The sequence below is a fragment of the Cochlodiniinecator piscidefendens genome (assembly GCF_011326755.1).
GTDB classification, from domain to species: domain Bacteria; phylum Pseudomonadota; class Alphaproteobacteria; order Rhodobacterales; family Rhodobacteraceae; genus Cochlodiniinecator; species Cochlodiniinecator piscidefendens.
Genome location: NZ_JAAOIE010000001.1, coordinates 297,477 through 312,816, shown reverse-complemented (window position 1 = coordinate 312,816; position 15,340 = coordinate 297,477). Strand labels below are relative to the sequence as shown.

Annotated in this window: 13 protein-coding genes; 9 read left to right on the top strand and 4 right to left on the bottom strand. The window is 49.5% G+C overall.

The genetic code is table 11. The features are described from left to right. Positions 1-67 precede the first annotated feature (67 nt). From G9C99_RS01555 to G9C99_RS01545, 3 genes are all read left to right on the top strand, one after another. The gene (locus tag G9C99_RS01555) at positions 68-829 is read left to right on the top strand and encodes an RNA methyltransferase (protein WP_166415695.1); all 762 of its coding nucleotides are present in this window, start codon (positions 68-70) and stop codon (positions 827-829) included. A gap of 63 nt (positions 830-892) precedes the next feature. Beyond that, positions 893-2,035 (top strand): heme A synthase, encoded by a 1,143-nt coding sequence (ctaA, locus tag G9C99_RS01550; protein ID WP_166415694.1) that lies wholly within the window; start codon positions 893-895, stop codon positions 2,033-2,035. Between the two features lie 3 nt (positions 2,036-2,038). Then, entirely contained in the window at positions 2,039-3,517 is a 1,479-nt protein-coding gene (locus tag G9C99_RS01545) for a carboxypeptidase M32 (RefSeq protein WP_166415693.1), read from the top strand. A gap of 31 nt (positions 3,518-3,548) precedes the next feature. Here the strand turns inward: G9C99_RS01545 and G9C99_RS01540 are convergent, their stop codons facing one another. Next, positions 3,549-4,337: an enoyl-CoA hydratase gene (locus G9C99_RS01540; protein WP_166415692.1), complete on the bottom strand. Its 789-nt coding sequence runs from the start codon at positions 4,335-4,337 to the stop codon at positions 3,549-3,551. Positions 4,338-4,394: 57 nt separating this feature from the next. On the opposite strand from G9C99_RS01540, the gene G9C99_RS01535 reads away from it, so the two are divergent. Further along, entirely contained in the window at positions 4,395-4,868 is a 474-nt protein-coding gene (locus G9C99_RS01535) for a PaaI family thioesterase (protein ID WP_166415691.1), read from the top strand. On the opposite strand, the gene G9C99_RS01530 is transcribed toward G9C99_RS01535, so the two are convergent. Continuing rightward, the gene (locus tag G9C99_RS01530; protein WP_166415690.1) at positions 4,865-5,095 is read right to left on the bottom strand and encodes a DUF1127 domain-containing protein; all 231 of its coding nucleotides are present in this window, start codon (positions 5,093-5,095) and stop codon (positions 4,865-4,867) included. The two genes, G9C99_RS01535 and G9C99_RS01530, sit on opposite strands and share 4 nt — an antisense overlap. Before the next feature lie 95 nt (positions 5,096-5,190). On the opposite strand from G9C99_RS01530, the gene G9C99_RS01525 reads away from it, so the two are divergent. From G9C99_RS01525 to rpsI, 3 genes are all read left to right on the top strand, one after another. Beyond that, the gene (locus G9C99_RS01525) at positions 5,191-6,597 is read left to right on the top strand and encodes an aminotransferase-like domain-containing protein (RefSeq protein ID WP_166415689.1); all 1,407 of its coding nucleotides are present in this window, start codon (positions 5,191-5,193) and stop codon (positions 6,595-6,597) included. A gap of 160 nt (positions 6,598-6,757) precedes the next feature. Next, positions 6,758-7,219, top strand: a complete 462-nt coding sequence (gene rplM / locus G9C99_RS01520; protein WP_166415688.1) for a 50S ribosomal protein L13 — start codon at positions 6,758-6,760, stop codon at positions 7,217-7,219. Between the two features lie 2 nt (positions 7,220-7,221). Further along, positions 7,222-7,710 (top strand): 30S ribosomal protein S9, encoded by a 489-nt coding sequence (gene rpsI / locus G9C99_RS01515; RefSeq protein WP_166415687.1) that lies wholly within the window; start codon positions 7,222-7,224, stop codon positions 7,708-7,710. A gap of 89 nt (positions 7,711-7,799) precedes the next feature. Here the strand turns inward: rpsI and G9C99_RS01510 are convergent, their stop codons facing one another. Continuing rightward, positions 7,800-8,717 carry a LysR substrate-binding domain-containing protein gene (locus G9C99_RS01510; protein WP_166415686.1) on the bottom strand — a complete coding sequence of 306 codons (918 nt, stop codon included), beginning with the start codon at positions 8,715-8,717 and terminating at the stop codon, positions 7,800-7,802. 93 nt (positions 8,718-8,810) lie between these two features. Here G9C99_RS01510 and G9C99_RS01505 point away from each other — a divergent pair, with 93 nt between their 5' ends. After that, positions 8,811-10,331, top strand: a complete 1,521-nt coding sequence (locus tag G9C99_RS01505; protein ID WP_166415685.1) for a trimethylamine methyltransferase family protein — start codon at positions 8,811-8,813, stop codon at positions 10,329-10,331. 34 nt (positions 10,332-10,365) lie between these two features. After that, positions 10,366-12,816 (top strand): GcvT family protein, encoded by a 2,451-nt coding sequence (locus tag G9C99_RS01500; protein ID WP_166415684.1) that lies wholly within the window; start codon positions 10,366-10,368, stop codon positions 12,814-12,816. 42 nt (positions 12,817-12,858) lie between these two features. Here G9C99_RS01500 and G9C99_RS01495 read toward each other — a convergent pair whose 3' ends face one another. Beyond that, positions 12,859-15,147, bottom strand: coding sequence for a PAS domain-containing hybrid sensor histidine kinase/response regulator (locus G9C99_RS01495; RefSeq protein ID WP_231703939.1), 2,289 nt, complete (start codon positions 15,145-15,147; stop codon positions 12,859-12,861). Between the last annotated feature and the right edge of the window lie 193 nt (positions 15,148-15,340).

The following is a 15,340-nucleotide window of genomic DNA, read 5'->3' as shown; positions in this document are numbered from 1 at the left end:
TCTGCTGATAACTCAGCGTATCAGGCTCCACGCCTTTTGGGCACGATATTAACATTGTAGGGTTCTCATGACTGACACCGCGACAACTTGGGTTGGACCACAGCCAGCCATGATTTTGATCCGCCCACAAATGGGGGAAAACATCGGCGGCGCCGCGCGTGCGATGTGGAACTTTGGTTTGGATCGTATGCGCATTGTCGCACCGCGTGATGGTTGGCCAAACGAAAAGGCCGTGGTCATGGCTTCGGGTGCGGGTCGGCTGCTGGACGAGGCGGGACTGTATGACACAACAGAAGATGCATTGGCGGATTGTAACTTTGTTTTTGCAACCACGGCGCGGCATCGGGGCCTGACAAAACAAGTGATGACACCTGAGCGCGCAATGGAACATGCGCGCGCACTCATTGCTGAAGGTAAAAAAGTTGGTGTGATGTTTGGCCCTGAGCGTTCAGGTCTGGAAAACGAAGATGTGGCGCGCGCAAATGCGATTATTTCGGTTCCTGTGAACCCTGAATTTGCCTCATTGAATTTGGCGCAATGCGTTTTGCTGACTTCGTATGAATGGCGTCGCCAAACGGCGGAGATCGTGCCTCAAGCGGTGGAAATGGCCAAAACCGAATTTGCTGAAGCAATCGAAGTGCAAAAATTGGGTGATCACTTTGAACAGCGTTTGGATGATGCGGGATTTTTCTTTCCTGAGGCAAAAGCTGAAAACATGAAAACCAATCTCAGAAACCTTTGGTCGCGTATGCCGATGACCAAAGCTGATATTCAGGTTTTCCACGGGATCATGCGTCAAATGGTGCGTTGGAAAACACGTAACGATTGACTTGAAGCTTCGAGCTCTCGAACCTAATGTTCCACCTAAGCGACACGAGCGAAAGAACACGCCATGAGCCAAAAACGCAGTATTTTCGAAGAGGTTGGCACTGACGCTAAAGTCGAACGCGCCAACCTTACACCGGGGGTGATCGACACGGCGCACCGTGGGGCGCGTGGGCCTATTCGCGTTTGGTTGATGACCATCTTTTTCTTGGTTGCAATTATGATCCTTGTGGGCGGATTAACACGTCTGACGGATTCTGGGTTATCGATAACTGAATGGAAACCCGTAACAGGTGCGATCCCGCCTTTGTCAGAGGCGGATTGGTTAGCTGAGTTTGCAAAATACCAAGATAGCCCTGAGTTTTTGATTCAAAACGCTGCGATGACGCTGGAAGAATTCAAAACCATCTTCTGGTGGGAATGGGGGCATCGTCAACTTGGGCGCGTTATAGGTTTGGTTTGGGCCGCTGGTTTTGTGTTCTTTTGGGCAACCAAACGTATTCCTACAGGCTGGAGCGGACGGTTGCTAGGGCTTGGCGCTCTTGGTGGGTTACAGGGCGCCGTTGGCTGGTGGATGGTCAGTTCTGGCCTGACCGGCCGTGTTGTTGATGTTGCGTCTTATCGGCTGGCAATCCACCTCGGACTGGCTTTCGTAATCTTTGGATTTATCGCTTGGTATGTGATGCTGCTGGGACGTTCTGAGGCCGACCTGATCAAGGCGCGCCGTGGTCGCGAAGCTAAATTGTTTTCGATGTCTACGGGGCTTATGCATTTCGCTTTTTTGCAAATTCTGCTTGGGGCGTTGGTCGCGGGGATCGATGCAGGGCGAGGATACATTGATTGGCCGCTCATGAATGGCCAAGTCATTCCGGATGGTATGTTTAGTCTCAGCCCGGTCTGGAGTAACTTCTTCGAAAATTCAGCGCTTGTTCAATTTATACACCGGGGTGCTGGGTATTTGATCGCTGTCTTTGCGTTTGTCCTTTGGCGTAAAAGCCGTCAAAGCGGAAACAAAACCACCAAAGGGTGCTTCGATGCCTTGGCGGTTATGTTGCTTTTGCAAATCGTTTTAGGAATCGTAACTGTGATGCAAGCTGCGCCGCTTGGCTTGGCGATCTTGCATCAATTTGGCGCAATTGTTCTGTGGGTTCTTATCCTGCGGGCGCGATTTGCAGCCCAATATCCAACTGTTCAAAGTGTGAGAGATTAAGATATGCAAGCCTATTCAGAATTGATGGCGTTTCAACGTGAAACTGAGGCATTGGGTCAGATTGCAGGCCGTTTGGGCTGGGATCAGGAAACGATGATGGCGCGTGGGTCTTCTAATCAACGCGCAGAAGAGGGCGCCGCGATGGAAGGCGTGCTTCATGCACGTCGTACAGATCCAAAAATAGCGCAGTGGTTGGAGCAAACCGACGAAAGCGCATTATCGGTTGTGGAACGCGCAAATCTGCGCCTGATCCGCCGCAAATATGAACGTACTGCCAAAGTTCCAGCGCGCCTTGCGGCTGAACTCGCGCGCGCGACAAGCTTGGGGCAGGGTATCTGGGCAGAAGCCCGTGCAAACGAGGATTTTGTAGCTTTTGCGCCTGCACTCAAAGATTTGATCAAACTACGCCAAGAAGAGGCAGACGCCTTAGCCGATGGTGGTGATCGTTATGATGCGCTTTTGCAGGAATACGAACCCGGCGTTACGGCCGCTGAGTTGTCGTCAATGTTTGGGGCCTTGCGGCCGCGTTTGGTCGCGCTGCGCGAAAAGATATTGGGCGCGTCGCATCAGCCTGAGAAACTAAGCGGTACATTCACAGCCGACAAACAGATGAAGATTGCGCATACGCTGGCGGCCAATTTCGGGTTTAACTTCGACATGGGGCGTTTGGACAAGGCTGTACATCCTTTTTCAAACGGATCCGGGCAGGATGTTCGCATCACAACGCGCACAGTTGAAAGCGATCCGTTTAATTGCTTTTACTCGACCATTCACGAGGCTGGTCATGCGTGCTATGAACTTGGTGTCGATGCCGCTTATCATTTGACCCCGCTTGGGTGCGGTGTGTCGATGGGTGTTCACGAGAGCCAAAGCCGGATTTACGAAAACCAAATCGGCCGTTCCGAGGCGTTTACCAGCTATCTTTTTGATCTTATGCGCCAGGAGTTTGGTGATTTATCTGTTGCTGACGCAGAGGCATTTTACGGTTCCGTCAATCGCGTTGGCGAAGGCTATATTCGGACCGAAGCAGATGAGCTTCAGTACAATTTACACGTCTTATTGCGTTTCGACCTGGAGCAAAAGCTACTGTCGGGCGAATTGGCGGTCGAAGATTTGCCGACAGCTTGGAACGAACGGTTTGAGCGTGACTTTGGCTTTGCAGTGGATAAGCCATCAAATGGGTGTTTGCAGGATGTGCATTGGTCGGTTGGCTATTTTGGCTATTTCCCGACCTACAGCCTTGGCAATGTCTATGCGGGATGTTTGAACCAAGCGATGCGTCAGGCGTTGCCAGATTTGGATGCGTCGCTTGTGAAAGGTGATACATCTCCGGCGACTGGTTGGTTGCGTGAAAACCTGCAACAACATGGCGGTCTGTATGAGCCGCGTGATGTAATCGAAAAAGCCTGTGGATTTGCCCCGACCGAAGCACCGCTTTTGAATTATCTCGAAGAAAAGTTTAGCGCGATCTATAAGCTATAAAGGAAAAAGGTGCCTAAATCGGCGCCTTTTTTTAATCTGCCCAATCAGGGGTACGCTTTTCTAGAAATGCTTTGATACCTTCTTCAGTGTCTCGAAAAAGCATGTTCTCAACAATCACTTCGCTGGTGTAAGCGTAGGCCTGATCTAGGGGCATCTGAAGTTGTTCGTAAAAAGCTTGTTTCCCGACCTTCACCGCCGCGCTTAGTTTTGATGCAATAACTTGCGCCATCTTTAATGTCTCAGCCTCTAGGTCTTCTGGCGCGGTGGATTGATTTATTAATCCTAGTTCAACAGCGCGTTGCGCCGATATGAAAGAACCGGTCGTCAGCATCTCAAAAGCGGCTTTGCGGTTTATATTGCGGCTCAGGGCGACCATGGGCGTTGAGCAAAACAGGCCAATATTGACGCCATTCACCCCGAAGGTCACGTTTTCGGACGCAATTGCCAAATCGCATGAGGCCACCAATTGGCAGCCGGCTGCTGCAGCCACACCGTGAACTTCCGCAATGACAGGCTGTGGTAGGGTTGGAATCAGCTGCATCAAGGCCGAGCAGTTATCGAACAAGGCTTTTAACGCTGTTGCGCCCTTATCTGGGGCATCACGCTTTGCGGTCATTTCCTTTAGATCGTGCCCTGCACAAAATGCCTTTCCTAAGGCGGCAAGAATAACGACGCGGATTTTCGGATCATCCGCGATAGAGCGAAGTTCTGACGTCAAAGATTCAATCATTGCGTCTGATAGAGCGTTGTAATTCTTTGGGCTGTTCATCGTCAGCCGTGCAACCGCGCCCGTGTCGTTACGTAACACTAAATTGTTCATCTTGCTCTCCGCCGTGATTTGTTGCCAGCATAGGTGCAGGGTTTCAGGAGGGAAAGTATGACTTTGAAAATGTCGCGCGAAGAATTGGCAGCGTATATTCGCGGAATTTTCCCACAAGTTGGTGATGATTTTATTATTGAAAATCTATCGGATTCAGAAACTGCAATACGGTTGGTGGTGGGGGAAAAACACCTTCGCCCAGGTGGCACAGTGTCCGGCCCATCCATGTTTGCACTGGCTGATGTCGCCATGTATTTTGCGATTTTGGCACGAATTGGGCGCGAAGCATTAGCAGTTACGACGAATTGTTCGATCGATTTTATGCGCAAACCTGAAGCCAATACCGATTTGATCGCAAGGGCTGTGATCCACAAACTTGGGCGCGCGTTGGTGGTTGGGGATGTCTTAATATACTCGCAGGGAATGGAAAAACCTGTGGCGCGCGCAAGTCTTACCTATTCAATTCCGCCTCTCCAAAAAGGGGCCGGGACAAGCCCGGCCCAGGAAGAGGTTCTGGTCGACGGGGATTAGTCTTTCCGGAACGGACGATGTGCCTCCGTATAAGCAACATCGCGTGACAGGCCGCAGTCTTCCAACTGGGCGGCATCTAATTTGCTAAGTGCACGTCGGGTTCGTGCACGGGTTTCCCATTTGACCACAGTCATCGCAACATTAACAGCCATTTGTGAAAACACTGTAAGAGGCTGTGATTGTGCCAATACATTTTGGGCTTCGAGGGATGTGATATGTGTCGTCATGGTATTTTCCTTACTTTGTATTGATACAAAACGGCGGATGTGATAGTGATATATTGATACAAAGCAAAATTCCTTAGGTCTAATGAAAGATTGTTATGGGTACAATTTGGACTCCTGATATAACCGCCGGAACGGGTTCTAAATACCAAACGCTTGCGGATTTTATTCGAAATTCTATTGAAAAAGCTCACTTATCAGTCGGGGAAAAAGTACCTACTGTCAGAGACTTAGCATGGGAAATTAAGGTAACACCAGGAACCGTTGCAAGGGCGTATTCGTTGCTTGTTTCTGAGGGGGTATTAGAGGCTGTCGTGGGGCGCGGTACATTTGTTGCTTCTCCAAAATCATCCGAAATTGTATCGATACATAGCCCTGTTTTGGTAAATGATTGGCCAGAAACGGTGAGTCTAAAAAGTCCGCGACTCCCTGATGTTGGGCAAACAGATGCAATTCGTCATACCTACCAAAAGATGTCTGAAAGCGAGGATAGTTGGACAATGCGCTATCCATCGGGCCACAACGATAGAAAGGCGCGTGAGGTTCTGTGCTCTTGGATTTCGGATTGGTTGCTTGATCCTGTGCTGGGAAATTTTAGCGCGGATGACATGACGTTAACCTATGGCAGTCAAAATGGGCTAATTCTTTGCCTGCAATCGATTTTACGTGGTGCGCGGCCGGTCATTTTTGTTGAAGAATTGTCATATCCTGGCTTTCGCCATGCAGCTCAGCTTTTGCGCGCAGATGTTGTTGGGATAAAATGCGATGAAAATGGAATTTTGCCTGAGGCGTTGGAAGAGGCGATAAAAACCTATCGCGGTCAGGTGCTGTGTACGTCGCCTGATGTGCACAATCCTACAGCGACCCACACGCCTTTATGGCGTCGACAGCAAATCGCTGATGTTGCGCGTCGGGGTAACCTGCAGGTGATCGAAGATGATTGTTACGGTACAAAGCGATCTTCTGTAGCTACATACCGCGCATTGCTGCCCGAAACCGGGTGGTATCTTTCATCTATGTCCAAATCCTTTACGCCCTCATTACGTATTGGTTACGTTATTTCCCCTAAGGCGCGCGCTTCTGAATTGCGACGTGTTTCCCATTATAGTCATTTTGGTTTGGCAAAGCCGCTCTGTGATGTCATCGAAACGTTGTATTCAAACCCTAAGACCCGTGATCTTTTGCATGAAATTAATCGCGTCATGTCTGAATATGTTAGATCTGCCGTGAACATACTGGGCGGTTTTGATTTGAGTTGGCGCGAGAACGCCGCATTTTTCTGGGTACAATTGCCCCGTGGGTGGCGCGGCGGGAACTTTTGCCGTGCAGCCGAGGCGGAGGGGGTGTTGTTGCGTTCTGCTGATGATTTTGCCCTGCTTGATGGGCGTGCGCCAAATGCTGTTCGTATTTCGGTCAATGCGCAGGTGTCGCTAGCGTGCTTTGAGGATGCTCTTTCTAAATTAAGACGGCTTTTGTCGAATCCGCCCGATGAAATAGAGGTGTAATTTTGGGGTATTTTAATACCTATTTTGTAAGTATTTGAATTATAGTAATAAATTAGAATTTCATGCGCTTGACTGTCGCTGTAAACCCTATAAAACCCGGTCATCAAATTCGCGTATGGACCAATGTCTATACAGACTCGAAAACCTAAGGGTTATGAACATGAAAACCTTCACCGCTACTCCGGCGGATATTGAAAAAAAATGGATCATCATCGACGCTGACGGCGTTGTGTTGGGCCGTCTTGCTTCAATCATCGCCATGCGCCTTCGCGGCAAGCATAAAGCGTCTTTTACTCCTCACATGGATATGGGCGACAACGTTATTGTAATCAACGCTGACAAGATTCAGCTGACCGGCAAAAAACGTGATGACAAAACATATTACTGGCACACTGGCCACCCAGGTGGGATTAAATCCCGCACGGCACGCCAGATCATCGAAGGGGCACATCCAGAGCGCGTTGTAACCCAAGCGGTGAAACGTATGTTGCCTGGTAACAAACTTTCTCGCCAAGTGATGACCAACTTGCGCGTATATGCAGGTGCTGAGCACGGGCATGAAGCACAACAGCCCGAAGTTCTGGATGTTAAATCCATGAACTCCAAGAATACGCGGAGCTAATCATGTCTGACGAAATCAAATCATTGGACGAACTGAACACTGCCGTTTCCGGCATTGAAGCAGTTCTCGAAGTTGCCGCACCACGCGAACCTGTTCGCGATGAGTTGGGTCGTTCATATGCAACCGGCAAACGTAAAGATGCTGTTGCACGTGTTTGGATCAAACCAGGTTCTGGCAAAGTTATCGTAAACGGCAAAGACCAAGACGAATATTTCGCGCGCCCAGTGCTGCGCATGATCTTGCGTCAACCCTTTACTGTTGCTGGCGTTGAAGGCGAATTCGACGTTTACGCAACTGTAAAAGGTGGCGGTCTTTCTGGCCAAGCGGGTGCTGTTAAGCACGGTGTTTCTAAAGCGCTTCAGCTTTATGAACCCTCCTTGCGTGGCGCGTTGAAAGCTGCTGGCTTCTTGACACGCGATAGCCGTGTTGTTGAACGTAAGAAATACGGTAAGCGCAAAGCGCGTCGTTCTTTCCAGTTCTCAAAGCGTTAATTGTCAAAGCACTCGTTGCTTGCAATTCAAAGGGTTCGCAATTTGCGAGCCTTTTTTTGTTTTATGGCGTATTGAAAGCCATAGCCGATTTAACGGCTCATTGCGGTTTGCGCTGTGGCGATCATCCAGTCCCGCACGCGTTCGGCTTGCGGGATGAGCGGTACTTCTTTCGACCACACTAAGTAAAATCCGCTGCCTGTGTGCCAGCTCCATTCTGTTTTTGCGGCCAGAAGCCCCTTTGCTATGAGGTTTTCCGTGACGTGTTTCCACCCAAATGCAAATCCTTCACCTGCCTGCGCGGCCTGTAAAACCAATGCGTAATCATTTAATCTAAGGCCTGCTTTCGGAGTTGCATCTTTGACATCAAAATGTGCGAACCATTGTGTCCATGTAGGGCGTTCGCGAACGGGCTCTTCTAAATGAATGAGCCGCTCGTGGAGCAAATTCGCGGCGGTTTTCAAATTGATAGCGGATTGCATGACCTGCGGGCTTGCAATTGGATAGATGATCTCTGGGGCGATCAGCGCGGAATGTACGCGTGGCCATGTACCGTTCCCGCGTCGAATGGCAAGGCTAATCCCCTCAGATTCAATATCGGGCTCCTGATCACTGGTTTGCAATCTCAGGTCAACGCCGGGGTGGTCTTCATGGAGGGCCTCTAGCCGTGGCACCATCCAGTAATAGGCAAATGCTGTCGATACAGAAAGGGTGACGTGATCATTTTGCCCGCGCTGGTGAATGGCACGCGCAGAGCTATGAATGTGGTCTAATCCGATGGTGACGTCGACGAAAAATCGTTCTCCGGCTTTTGTTAGTTCAATTTTTCTATGGCTTCGCTGAAAGAGTAAAACACCAAGGGATGTTTCCATTTGCTTGATGGCCATGCTCACCGCAGGTTGCTGAATATTCAGTTCAGCTGCCGCCTTTGTAAATGATCCAAGGCGGGCAGCTGCCTCAAAAACAATAAGATGTCTTGGGCTTGTTAGGAGTGACCAAAGATTTTGCATAACTCACATTTATCCAATTCATAAAAATTTTCAAGCGTCACAGGTGCGCGAGAGCAGGTTATTGTCAGGCAACCTCAATTTTGGAGTCATTGAATGGCAAGACGAACCCGCGCATCACGCGATAGGCTAGATGCACATAAAGAAATTGCTGCATCTCCATGGATACAAAGAAAATTTCCATTTTTTGATCCATTGGATGAGGAACAGATTGTTAAACTTGAAAGCCAGGTTGATTGGATCTTGGAAGAGATCGGAGTCGCATTTCGCGATGATGAAGACGCTTTGAAAATCTGGAAAGATGCTGGAATCAAGCTTGATGGTGATATTGTTCGTGCTGATGCGCAATGGGTGCGCGCGCAATGTTCAAAAGCGCCAAAGGAATTTACACAGCTCGCCAGAAATCCAGCGCGTTCCGTGAAAATTGGTGGAAACAATCAAGTTTTTGCACCGATATACGGGGCGCCATTTGTGCGCGACCTTAAAGGTGGTCGGCGTTACGGTGATATGGATAGCTTTGAAAAGCTGGTTAAGCTTAGTTACATGCATCCGAACTTACATCACGGTGGGTTGGTCATTTGCGAACCTTGTGATGTCCCCGTGAGTAAACGCCATTTTGACATGCTGTACGCGCATATGACGCTAAGCGATAAACCGCATCTTGGGGCCATCACGGAAATGTCGCGTGCCCAAGACAGCGTTGATATGGCGGAGATCGTCTTTGGCAAAGAAGTCATGGACAACAATTGCGTCATCATGGGGAATGTGAATACCAATTCTCCGCTGCTTGTCGACCGTGTGGTCACAGAAGCTATTCGAACTTATTCTGCGCGCGGGCAGGGGATTGTTGTAGTCCCGTTCATCCTATCTGGCGCAATGGGCCCTGTTTCGACAGCTGCATCAATTGCACAAGCCATGGCAGAGGCCATGATGGTCTGCGCGTTTTCGCAACTTGTCCGTCCTGGCGCTCCCTTTGTGTTGGGCAATTTTCTCAGCTCAATGTCTCTGAAATCTGGCGCACCTACGTTTGGTATGCCGGAACCAGTTGTTTCAAATTACGCAATTGGCCAGTTGGCACGTCGTGCGGGGTTGCCGCTTCGGTGTGGTGGATCATTAACCGCATCAAAAATCGAAGACGCCCAAGCCGCCTACGAAAGCGCGGATTCCATGCATTCAACGATGTTGGCTGGTGCGAATTTTGTATTGCATGCGGCTGGCTGGATGGAAGGCGGGCTTTGTGTTGGGTTTGAGAAACTGATTATGGATGCTGATCGGTTGGGATCTTATCAAAAGGTTCTCTCAGAAGGGTTAGATGTCAGCGACGAAGCCTTCGCACGTGATGCCTACCAAGAAGTAGAGCCGGGCGGCCATTTCTTAGGGTCTGCACATACCATGCGCAACTATCAGAACGCGTTTTATGAACCCGCCCTCAGCGACAGTGAAAATGTCGAAAGTTGGGAAGAAGGCGGTGCAAAGGACATGCGTGAACGCGCCTACGACCGTTGGAATTTGATGTTAAATCAATATGAACCACCGCCTATAGACAGCGCCGTCAAAGAAGAGCTCACGACTTATGTTGCCAAACGCAAAGAAGAAATTCCCGACGCTTGGTACTAAGTCCCCCCTCATTTAAGTTTAAAGAGATACGCAAATGCCTGAAATTCAAAAAGACGAATCCACCGGCGGTAAAACACTTCCGTCCCACGCCAAAGTTGTCATCATTGGCGGTGGTGTTGTGGGGTGTTCCATCCTGTTCCACCTCGCGAAATTTGGTTGGAAAGATGTTGTTCTGTTGGAACGCGATGAACTGACGTCTGGGTCATCGTGGCACGCAGCAGGTCAAATCCACACCATTAGCTCTGACCCGAATATTTCACGCCTTCAGAGTTATACAATTGATCTTTATAAAGAAATTGAAGAGCTGTCAGGGCATTCAGTTGGTCTGCATATCACCGGTGGATTTTATCTCGCGTCAAATAAAACGTGGTACGATTACCTAAAACGCGAACGCTCCAAAGCGCGCTATATGGGGCTAAACCAAGAGTTTATTAGCCCGAAAGAAGTTGCCGAGCGTCATCCATTGATCGACCCAAGTCACTACTACGCAGCACTTTGGGATGATCAGGATGGTGATCTCGACCCATCTGGGGCGACATATGCGTTTGCCAAAGCGGCCAAAGTACATGGAGCGCAGTATTTCACCCACACACCCGCTACAGCGACAACTCAGCGTGCTGATGGCAGCTGGGATGTGACGACACCAAATGGTGTGATCAATGCAGAACACATCGTTAATTGCGGCGGCCTTTGGGCGCGAGAAGTGGGGCATATGCAGGGTTTGAATTTGCCTGTGCAGCCAATGGAACACCATTATCTGATCACAGATAAAATTGACGAAGTTGCCAATCACCCAACCCGTCTGCCTGCTGGTATCGACTATGAGGCTAACATTTACTTCCGTCAGGAACGCCAGGGGATGCTACTGGGAACCTATGAACCCAAAGGCACGCCATGGAAGGTTGGGGGGACCCCTTGGGACTTTGGTCATGAACTTTTACAGCCAGATCTAGATCGCATTGCGGATCGGCTTGAAATGTCATTTGAACGGATACCGGCCATCGGTCGTGCAGGGATCAAAGACATGATTAATGGCCCATTTACCTTTGGTCCTGATGGCAACCCAATGATTGGCCCTGTTCCGGGCATGAAAAATTACTGGTGTGCGGTCGGCGTTATGGCAGGGTTCTGTCAGGGGGGCGGCGTTGGATTGACCATGGCGGAATGGATGATTGACGGCGAACCGTCGATTGATGTTTGGGCGATGGATGTTGCACGCTTCGGTGATTTCGCAACACCCGATTGGGGTACCGTGAAATCCACGGAAAACTATGAACGTCGCTTTGTCATGACTTTCCCAAATGAAACATTGCCGAAAGGTCGGATGCAGAAAACCACAGCTCTTTATGATCGTTTGGTGGCCAAAGGTGCGCGCATGGGGCAGGGCTTTGGGCTTGAGAATGCGCTTTGGTTCGCGGATGGACCAGCTGACGCCCATGAGGAACCAACCTTTGAACGCAATCGTTCCCATGAGTATGTGGCCCGCGAAGTAAAAGCAGTGCGCGAGGCCGTCGGCGGTATTGAAATCGCCAATTTCGCCAAGCACGAATTCAAAGGGGCGGGCGCGCGTGCCTATCTGGATCGCACGCTTGCGGGATATGTTCCGAAACCTGGTCGTTTAACTTTGACGCCGATGTTGACGCCAAAAGGTAAACTATATGGCGATTTAACCGTCGCGTGTCTGAGCGATGAACATTTCATTTTGTTCGGATCAGGTGCGATGCAAGAAGCACACCGCCGCTGGTTTGAAAAAGACCTGCCAAATGGTGTGACCTATAGTAATGTCTCTGATGATTGGCACGGCATCGCTCTGTCGGGGCCGAAATCCCGCGCGCTGCTTGAGCGAATAACTCGGGATGACGTGTCCGCCGAAGCCTTTAAGTTCCGCGATCTGCGTCAGACATACGTTGGTGGCGTACCAGTGATCCTTAATCGGATCAGTTTCTCTGGAGAACTCGGTTATGAGATTTATTGCAAACCCCAGTATTTGCTGAGATTGGCAGAAGCCATCGAAGAGGCTGGTGCAGATATCGGTTACCGTTGGTATGGAGCGCGCGCGTTGATGTCGATGCGGTTGGAAAAAGGGTGGGGTGTTTGGACACTTGATTTCCGCCCCGATTTTGATGCCGTCGAAAGTGGTATGGACGCCTTCATCAATTGGAAAAAGGAGTTTATCGGCAAAGATGCAACCATTGCCGCGCGTGATGCTGGGCCAAAGCAGCGCCTTGTGATATTGACGATTGATGTCGACGGAATTGATGTTTCAAATGACGAAGCCATTCTTAAAGATGGCGAAGCGGTTGGATATATCAGCTCAGGTGGCTATGGCCATCATGTACAAAAATCGATGGCAATGGGGTATGTTTCGTCAGAAAATGCGGCGTCAGGCACAAAGCTTCAGATTGAAATTTTAGGTGAGCTTTACGATGCGGAAGTACTAGGGGCGCCCCTGTATGATGCAAATGGCGCGAATATGCGGATGTAACTATCTACGGTCTGACCGCTGTTTTCAGCGGTCAGATATCTTTTAGTTTGGCCGCGTTATTTGGGTCTGGACCGTTTTTGTCAGCTCTTTGAGAGAAAACGGTTTGGGGAGGAATACCGCATTTGGTAGCATGCCTTCTTCGTTAAATACATCTTCTGCATAACCCGAAACAAATATGACCTTTGTTTCGGGTCTTTGTTGAAGCGCTTGCTTGACCCAACTCGGGCCATCCATTCCGGGCATAATGACGTCCGTTAAAAACAGATCAACTTGAAGGTCTGAATCTTCCAGAGTTTCAAGTGCTGCTTCCGCACAATCCGCCTCTAGAACCGTATATCCGCGCATACGCAGCGCGCGGGATGCGAAGGCTCTGACGGGGGCTTCATCCTCTACCAGCATAACCACACCCGACGCAGCGTCATTGCGTTCAATAGGTTTCTCAAGACGTGGTTTTGGCGCTGCTGTTGCTTCTTCAGAGCATGACGGGAAATAAAGCGTAAATACAGTTCCTGTTCCTATTGCGCTGTCTACAAATATAAACGCACCACTTTGTTTGATAATCCCATAAACCATCGACAAACCCAGACCAGTGCCTTCGCCGGCGCGTTTGGTTGTATAAAATGGCTCGAATATGATTGCGCGTTTGTCTTCGGGAATTCCATGCCCCTGATCCTTGACGCGAATGCATGTATAGTCACCAACCGGCACTTCAACACGATCACGGAATAAGGGACGATTTAAATGTTCATGCGTCGTCTCAATGTCGATTTCTCCACCCTCAGGCATAGCATCACGCGCATTGACGACCAAATTCATGATAATTTGCTCCAGCTGACCTTTGTCGGCTTTCACATTCGGCAAATCCCGTGAGTGGTTCAAGGCCAGCGTAACTTTCTCACCCACCAGGCGGTTCAATAGGTGGGTTAGGTCAGACAGCGTTTCGCGAATGTCTACGACTTCTGGCTGTAGCGTTTGTTTCCGAGAAAAAGCGAGAAGTTGGCCAACGAGGCTCGCTGCGCGGTTCGCATTTTCATTGATTTGGGTAAGGTCGGAAAAATCAGGATCGCCTTGATCATGACGCATCAACAAGAGATCACAGTGGCCAGTTATAGCGGTCAGGAGATTGTTGAAATCATGTGCTACTCCACCGGCCAGCTGGCCAATTGCTTGCATTTTCTGGCTTTGGACGAATTGAGCTTCGATGCTTTTTAACTCTGTCGCGTCTGTTAAAACGGCATATAAACGGGTTTTTTCATCGTCGATCACTCGGGCTAACGTTATTTGAACAAAGACTTCGGCGTCTTCACGGCGTGCTTTGATGACTTCGGAATGTTGGGATCCACGCCCTTGAAAGGCGTCATCGACCCAATCCCGAATTGAACGCCCTAAGCCTTCGACCAATTCAGACAGTGCTGCTGTATCTCCTTCAAATTCACCCAGAAGATCACGCGCGCGTTGGTTTGCCTTTTGGACTATTCCATTTGGCGCAATTTCCATCAAGGCGACAGGCAGTTTTTCAAAAACAGAAGGTGAACTATGTTGTGAGTCAGTTAGCGCAATATTCGGAACGAGGTAGATTTCCTGCCGACCTGCGGCGCCTTCGATGACAGATACAACAGAATTTAATACTCCGTCAGCACCAGACACGCGGTTTTTTTGCCCAGTCTTTATCGGTAAATCTGGGAAAACACGATCCAACGTTCTTTCGCGACTGCCAATAAGGCGTCGCATGGCATCGTTCATAAATAGGATGGAACCGTTTGCGGAAGCCGTAAGCATCGGCAAACTGATCCCGTCGGAATTCCGGTTGATTTCTTTGTGATCAAGTTCTTCTTCCAGCCGCCATAAGAAACGATTTTTTTCGATCTTGTGAACGCTAATTCTTGCTGGCACGCGCCTTAGCTGTAGGTGTTCTTGGGCATTGCCGACGGATTTCGCGCGTTCCAAAAGACGCGGGGCGAGTTCAAAAGCACCTGCAACTGAAAACGATAAGTATGACGCCATAGATTGCGGAAGGGAGGTCGGGGTGTTTTGGCCCTTCGCCCGAGTGTTTTTGAACAACACCTCCCCGTCGCCGTCGGTGATCAGGCATTTGGAAAGGTCATCCATGACCAAATTTTCATATTGTTGAACGGCCGCTTTGCCTTTTTGCTCTTTGCCACGTGAAAGCAATAGGGTGCTTAGTAGGACGATCAAAGAAGACGCCCCCGCTGCTAAAAATCCAAGCTTTAACAGCTCAGACGGGGCGACGGCAGAAAGTGCAAAAAGCAAGGCAGATAAAACACCAATACTTTTCATCTTAGGCGGGAGGTTTGAAATTTGCTCAGACATTGATGTTAGTGAAGCCGCCAAGCAATGCACAGGCGATTTTTCCCATTTGATTCGGACCGTTATAATTTCGAACACAAACCATTAAGCACTGATTAACCTAACCAGATGCTGCACTAAATTTTGGGATCATTCTACTTAAAAGTGTATTTTGGAGCGAAATAGAAAAATTGCACCGCTTAGATTGAGGATGCGA

Bases quoted from the DNA above. Each gene is read 5' to 3' on its own strand.
- rpsI (WP_166415687.1), top strand. From the start codon at position 7,222: ATGTCTGACGAAATCAAATCATTGGACGAACTGAACACTGCCGTTTCC.
- G9C99_RS01545 (WP_166415693.1), top strand. From the start codon at position 2,039: ATGCAAGCCTATTCAGAATTGATGGCGTTTCAACGTGAAACTGAGGCA.
- G9C99_RS01555 (WP_166415695.1), top strand. From the start codon at position 68: ATGACTGACACCGCGACAACTTGGGTTGGACCACAGCCAGCCATGATT.
- G9C99_RS01525 (WP_166415689.1), top strand. From the start codon at position 5,191: ATGGGTACAATTTGGACTCCTGATATAACCGCCGGAACGGGTTCTAAA.
- ctaA (WP_166415694.1), top strand. From the start codon at position 893: ATGAGCCAAAAACGCAGTATTTTCGAAGAGGTTGGCACTGACGCTAAA.
- G9C99_RS01530 (WP_166415690.1), bottom strand. From the start codon at position 5,095: ATGACGACACATATCACATCCCTCGAAGCCCAAAATGTATTGGCACAA.
- G9C99_RS01535 (WP_166415691.1), top strand. From the start codon at position 4,395: ATGACTTTGAAAATGTCGCGCGAAGAATTGGCAGCGTATATTCGCGGA.
- G9C99_RS01505 (WP_166415685.1), top strand. From the start codon at position 8,811: ATGGCAAGACGAACCCGCGCATCACGCGATAGGCTAGATGCACATAAA.
- G9C99_RS01495 (WP_231703939.1), bottom strand. From the start codon at position 15,147: ATGTCTGAGCAAATTTCAAACCTCCCGCCTAAGATGAAAAGTATTGGT.
- rplM (WP_166415688.1), top strand. From the start codon at position 6,758: ATGAAAACCTTCACCGCTACTCCGGCGGATATTGAAAAAAAATGGATC.
- G9C99_RS01510 (WP_166415686.1), bottom strand. From the start codon at position 8,717: ATGCAAAATCTTTGGTCACTCCTAACAAGCCCAAGACATCTTATTGTT.
- G9C99_RS01540 (WP_166415692.1), bottom strand. From the start codon at position 4,337: ATGAACAATTTAGTGTTACGTAACGACACGGGCGCGGTTGCACGGCTG.
- G9C99_RS01500 (WP_166415684.1), top strand. From the start codon at position 10,366: ATGCCTGAAATTCAAAAAGACGAATCCACCGGCGGTAAAACACTTCCG.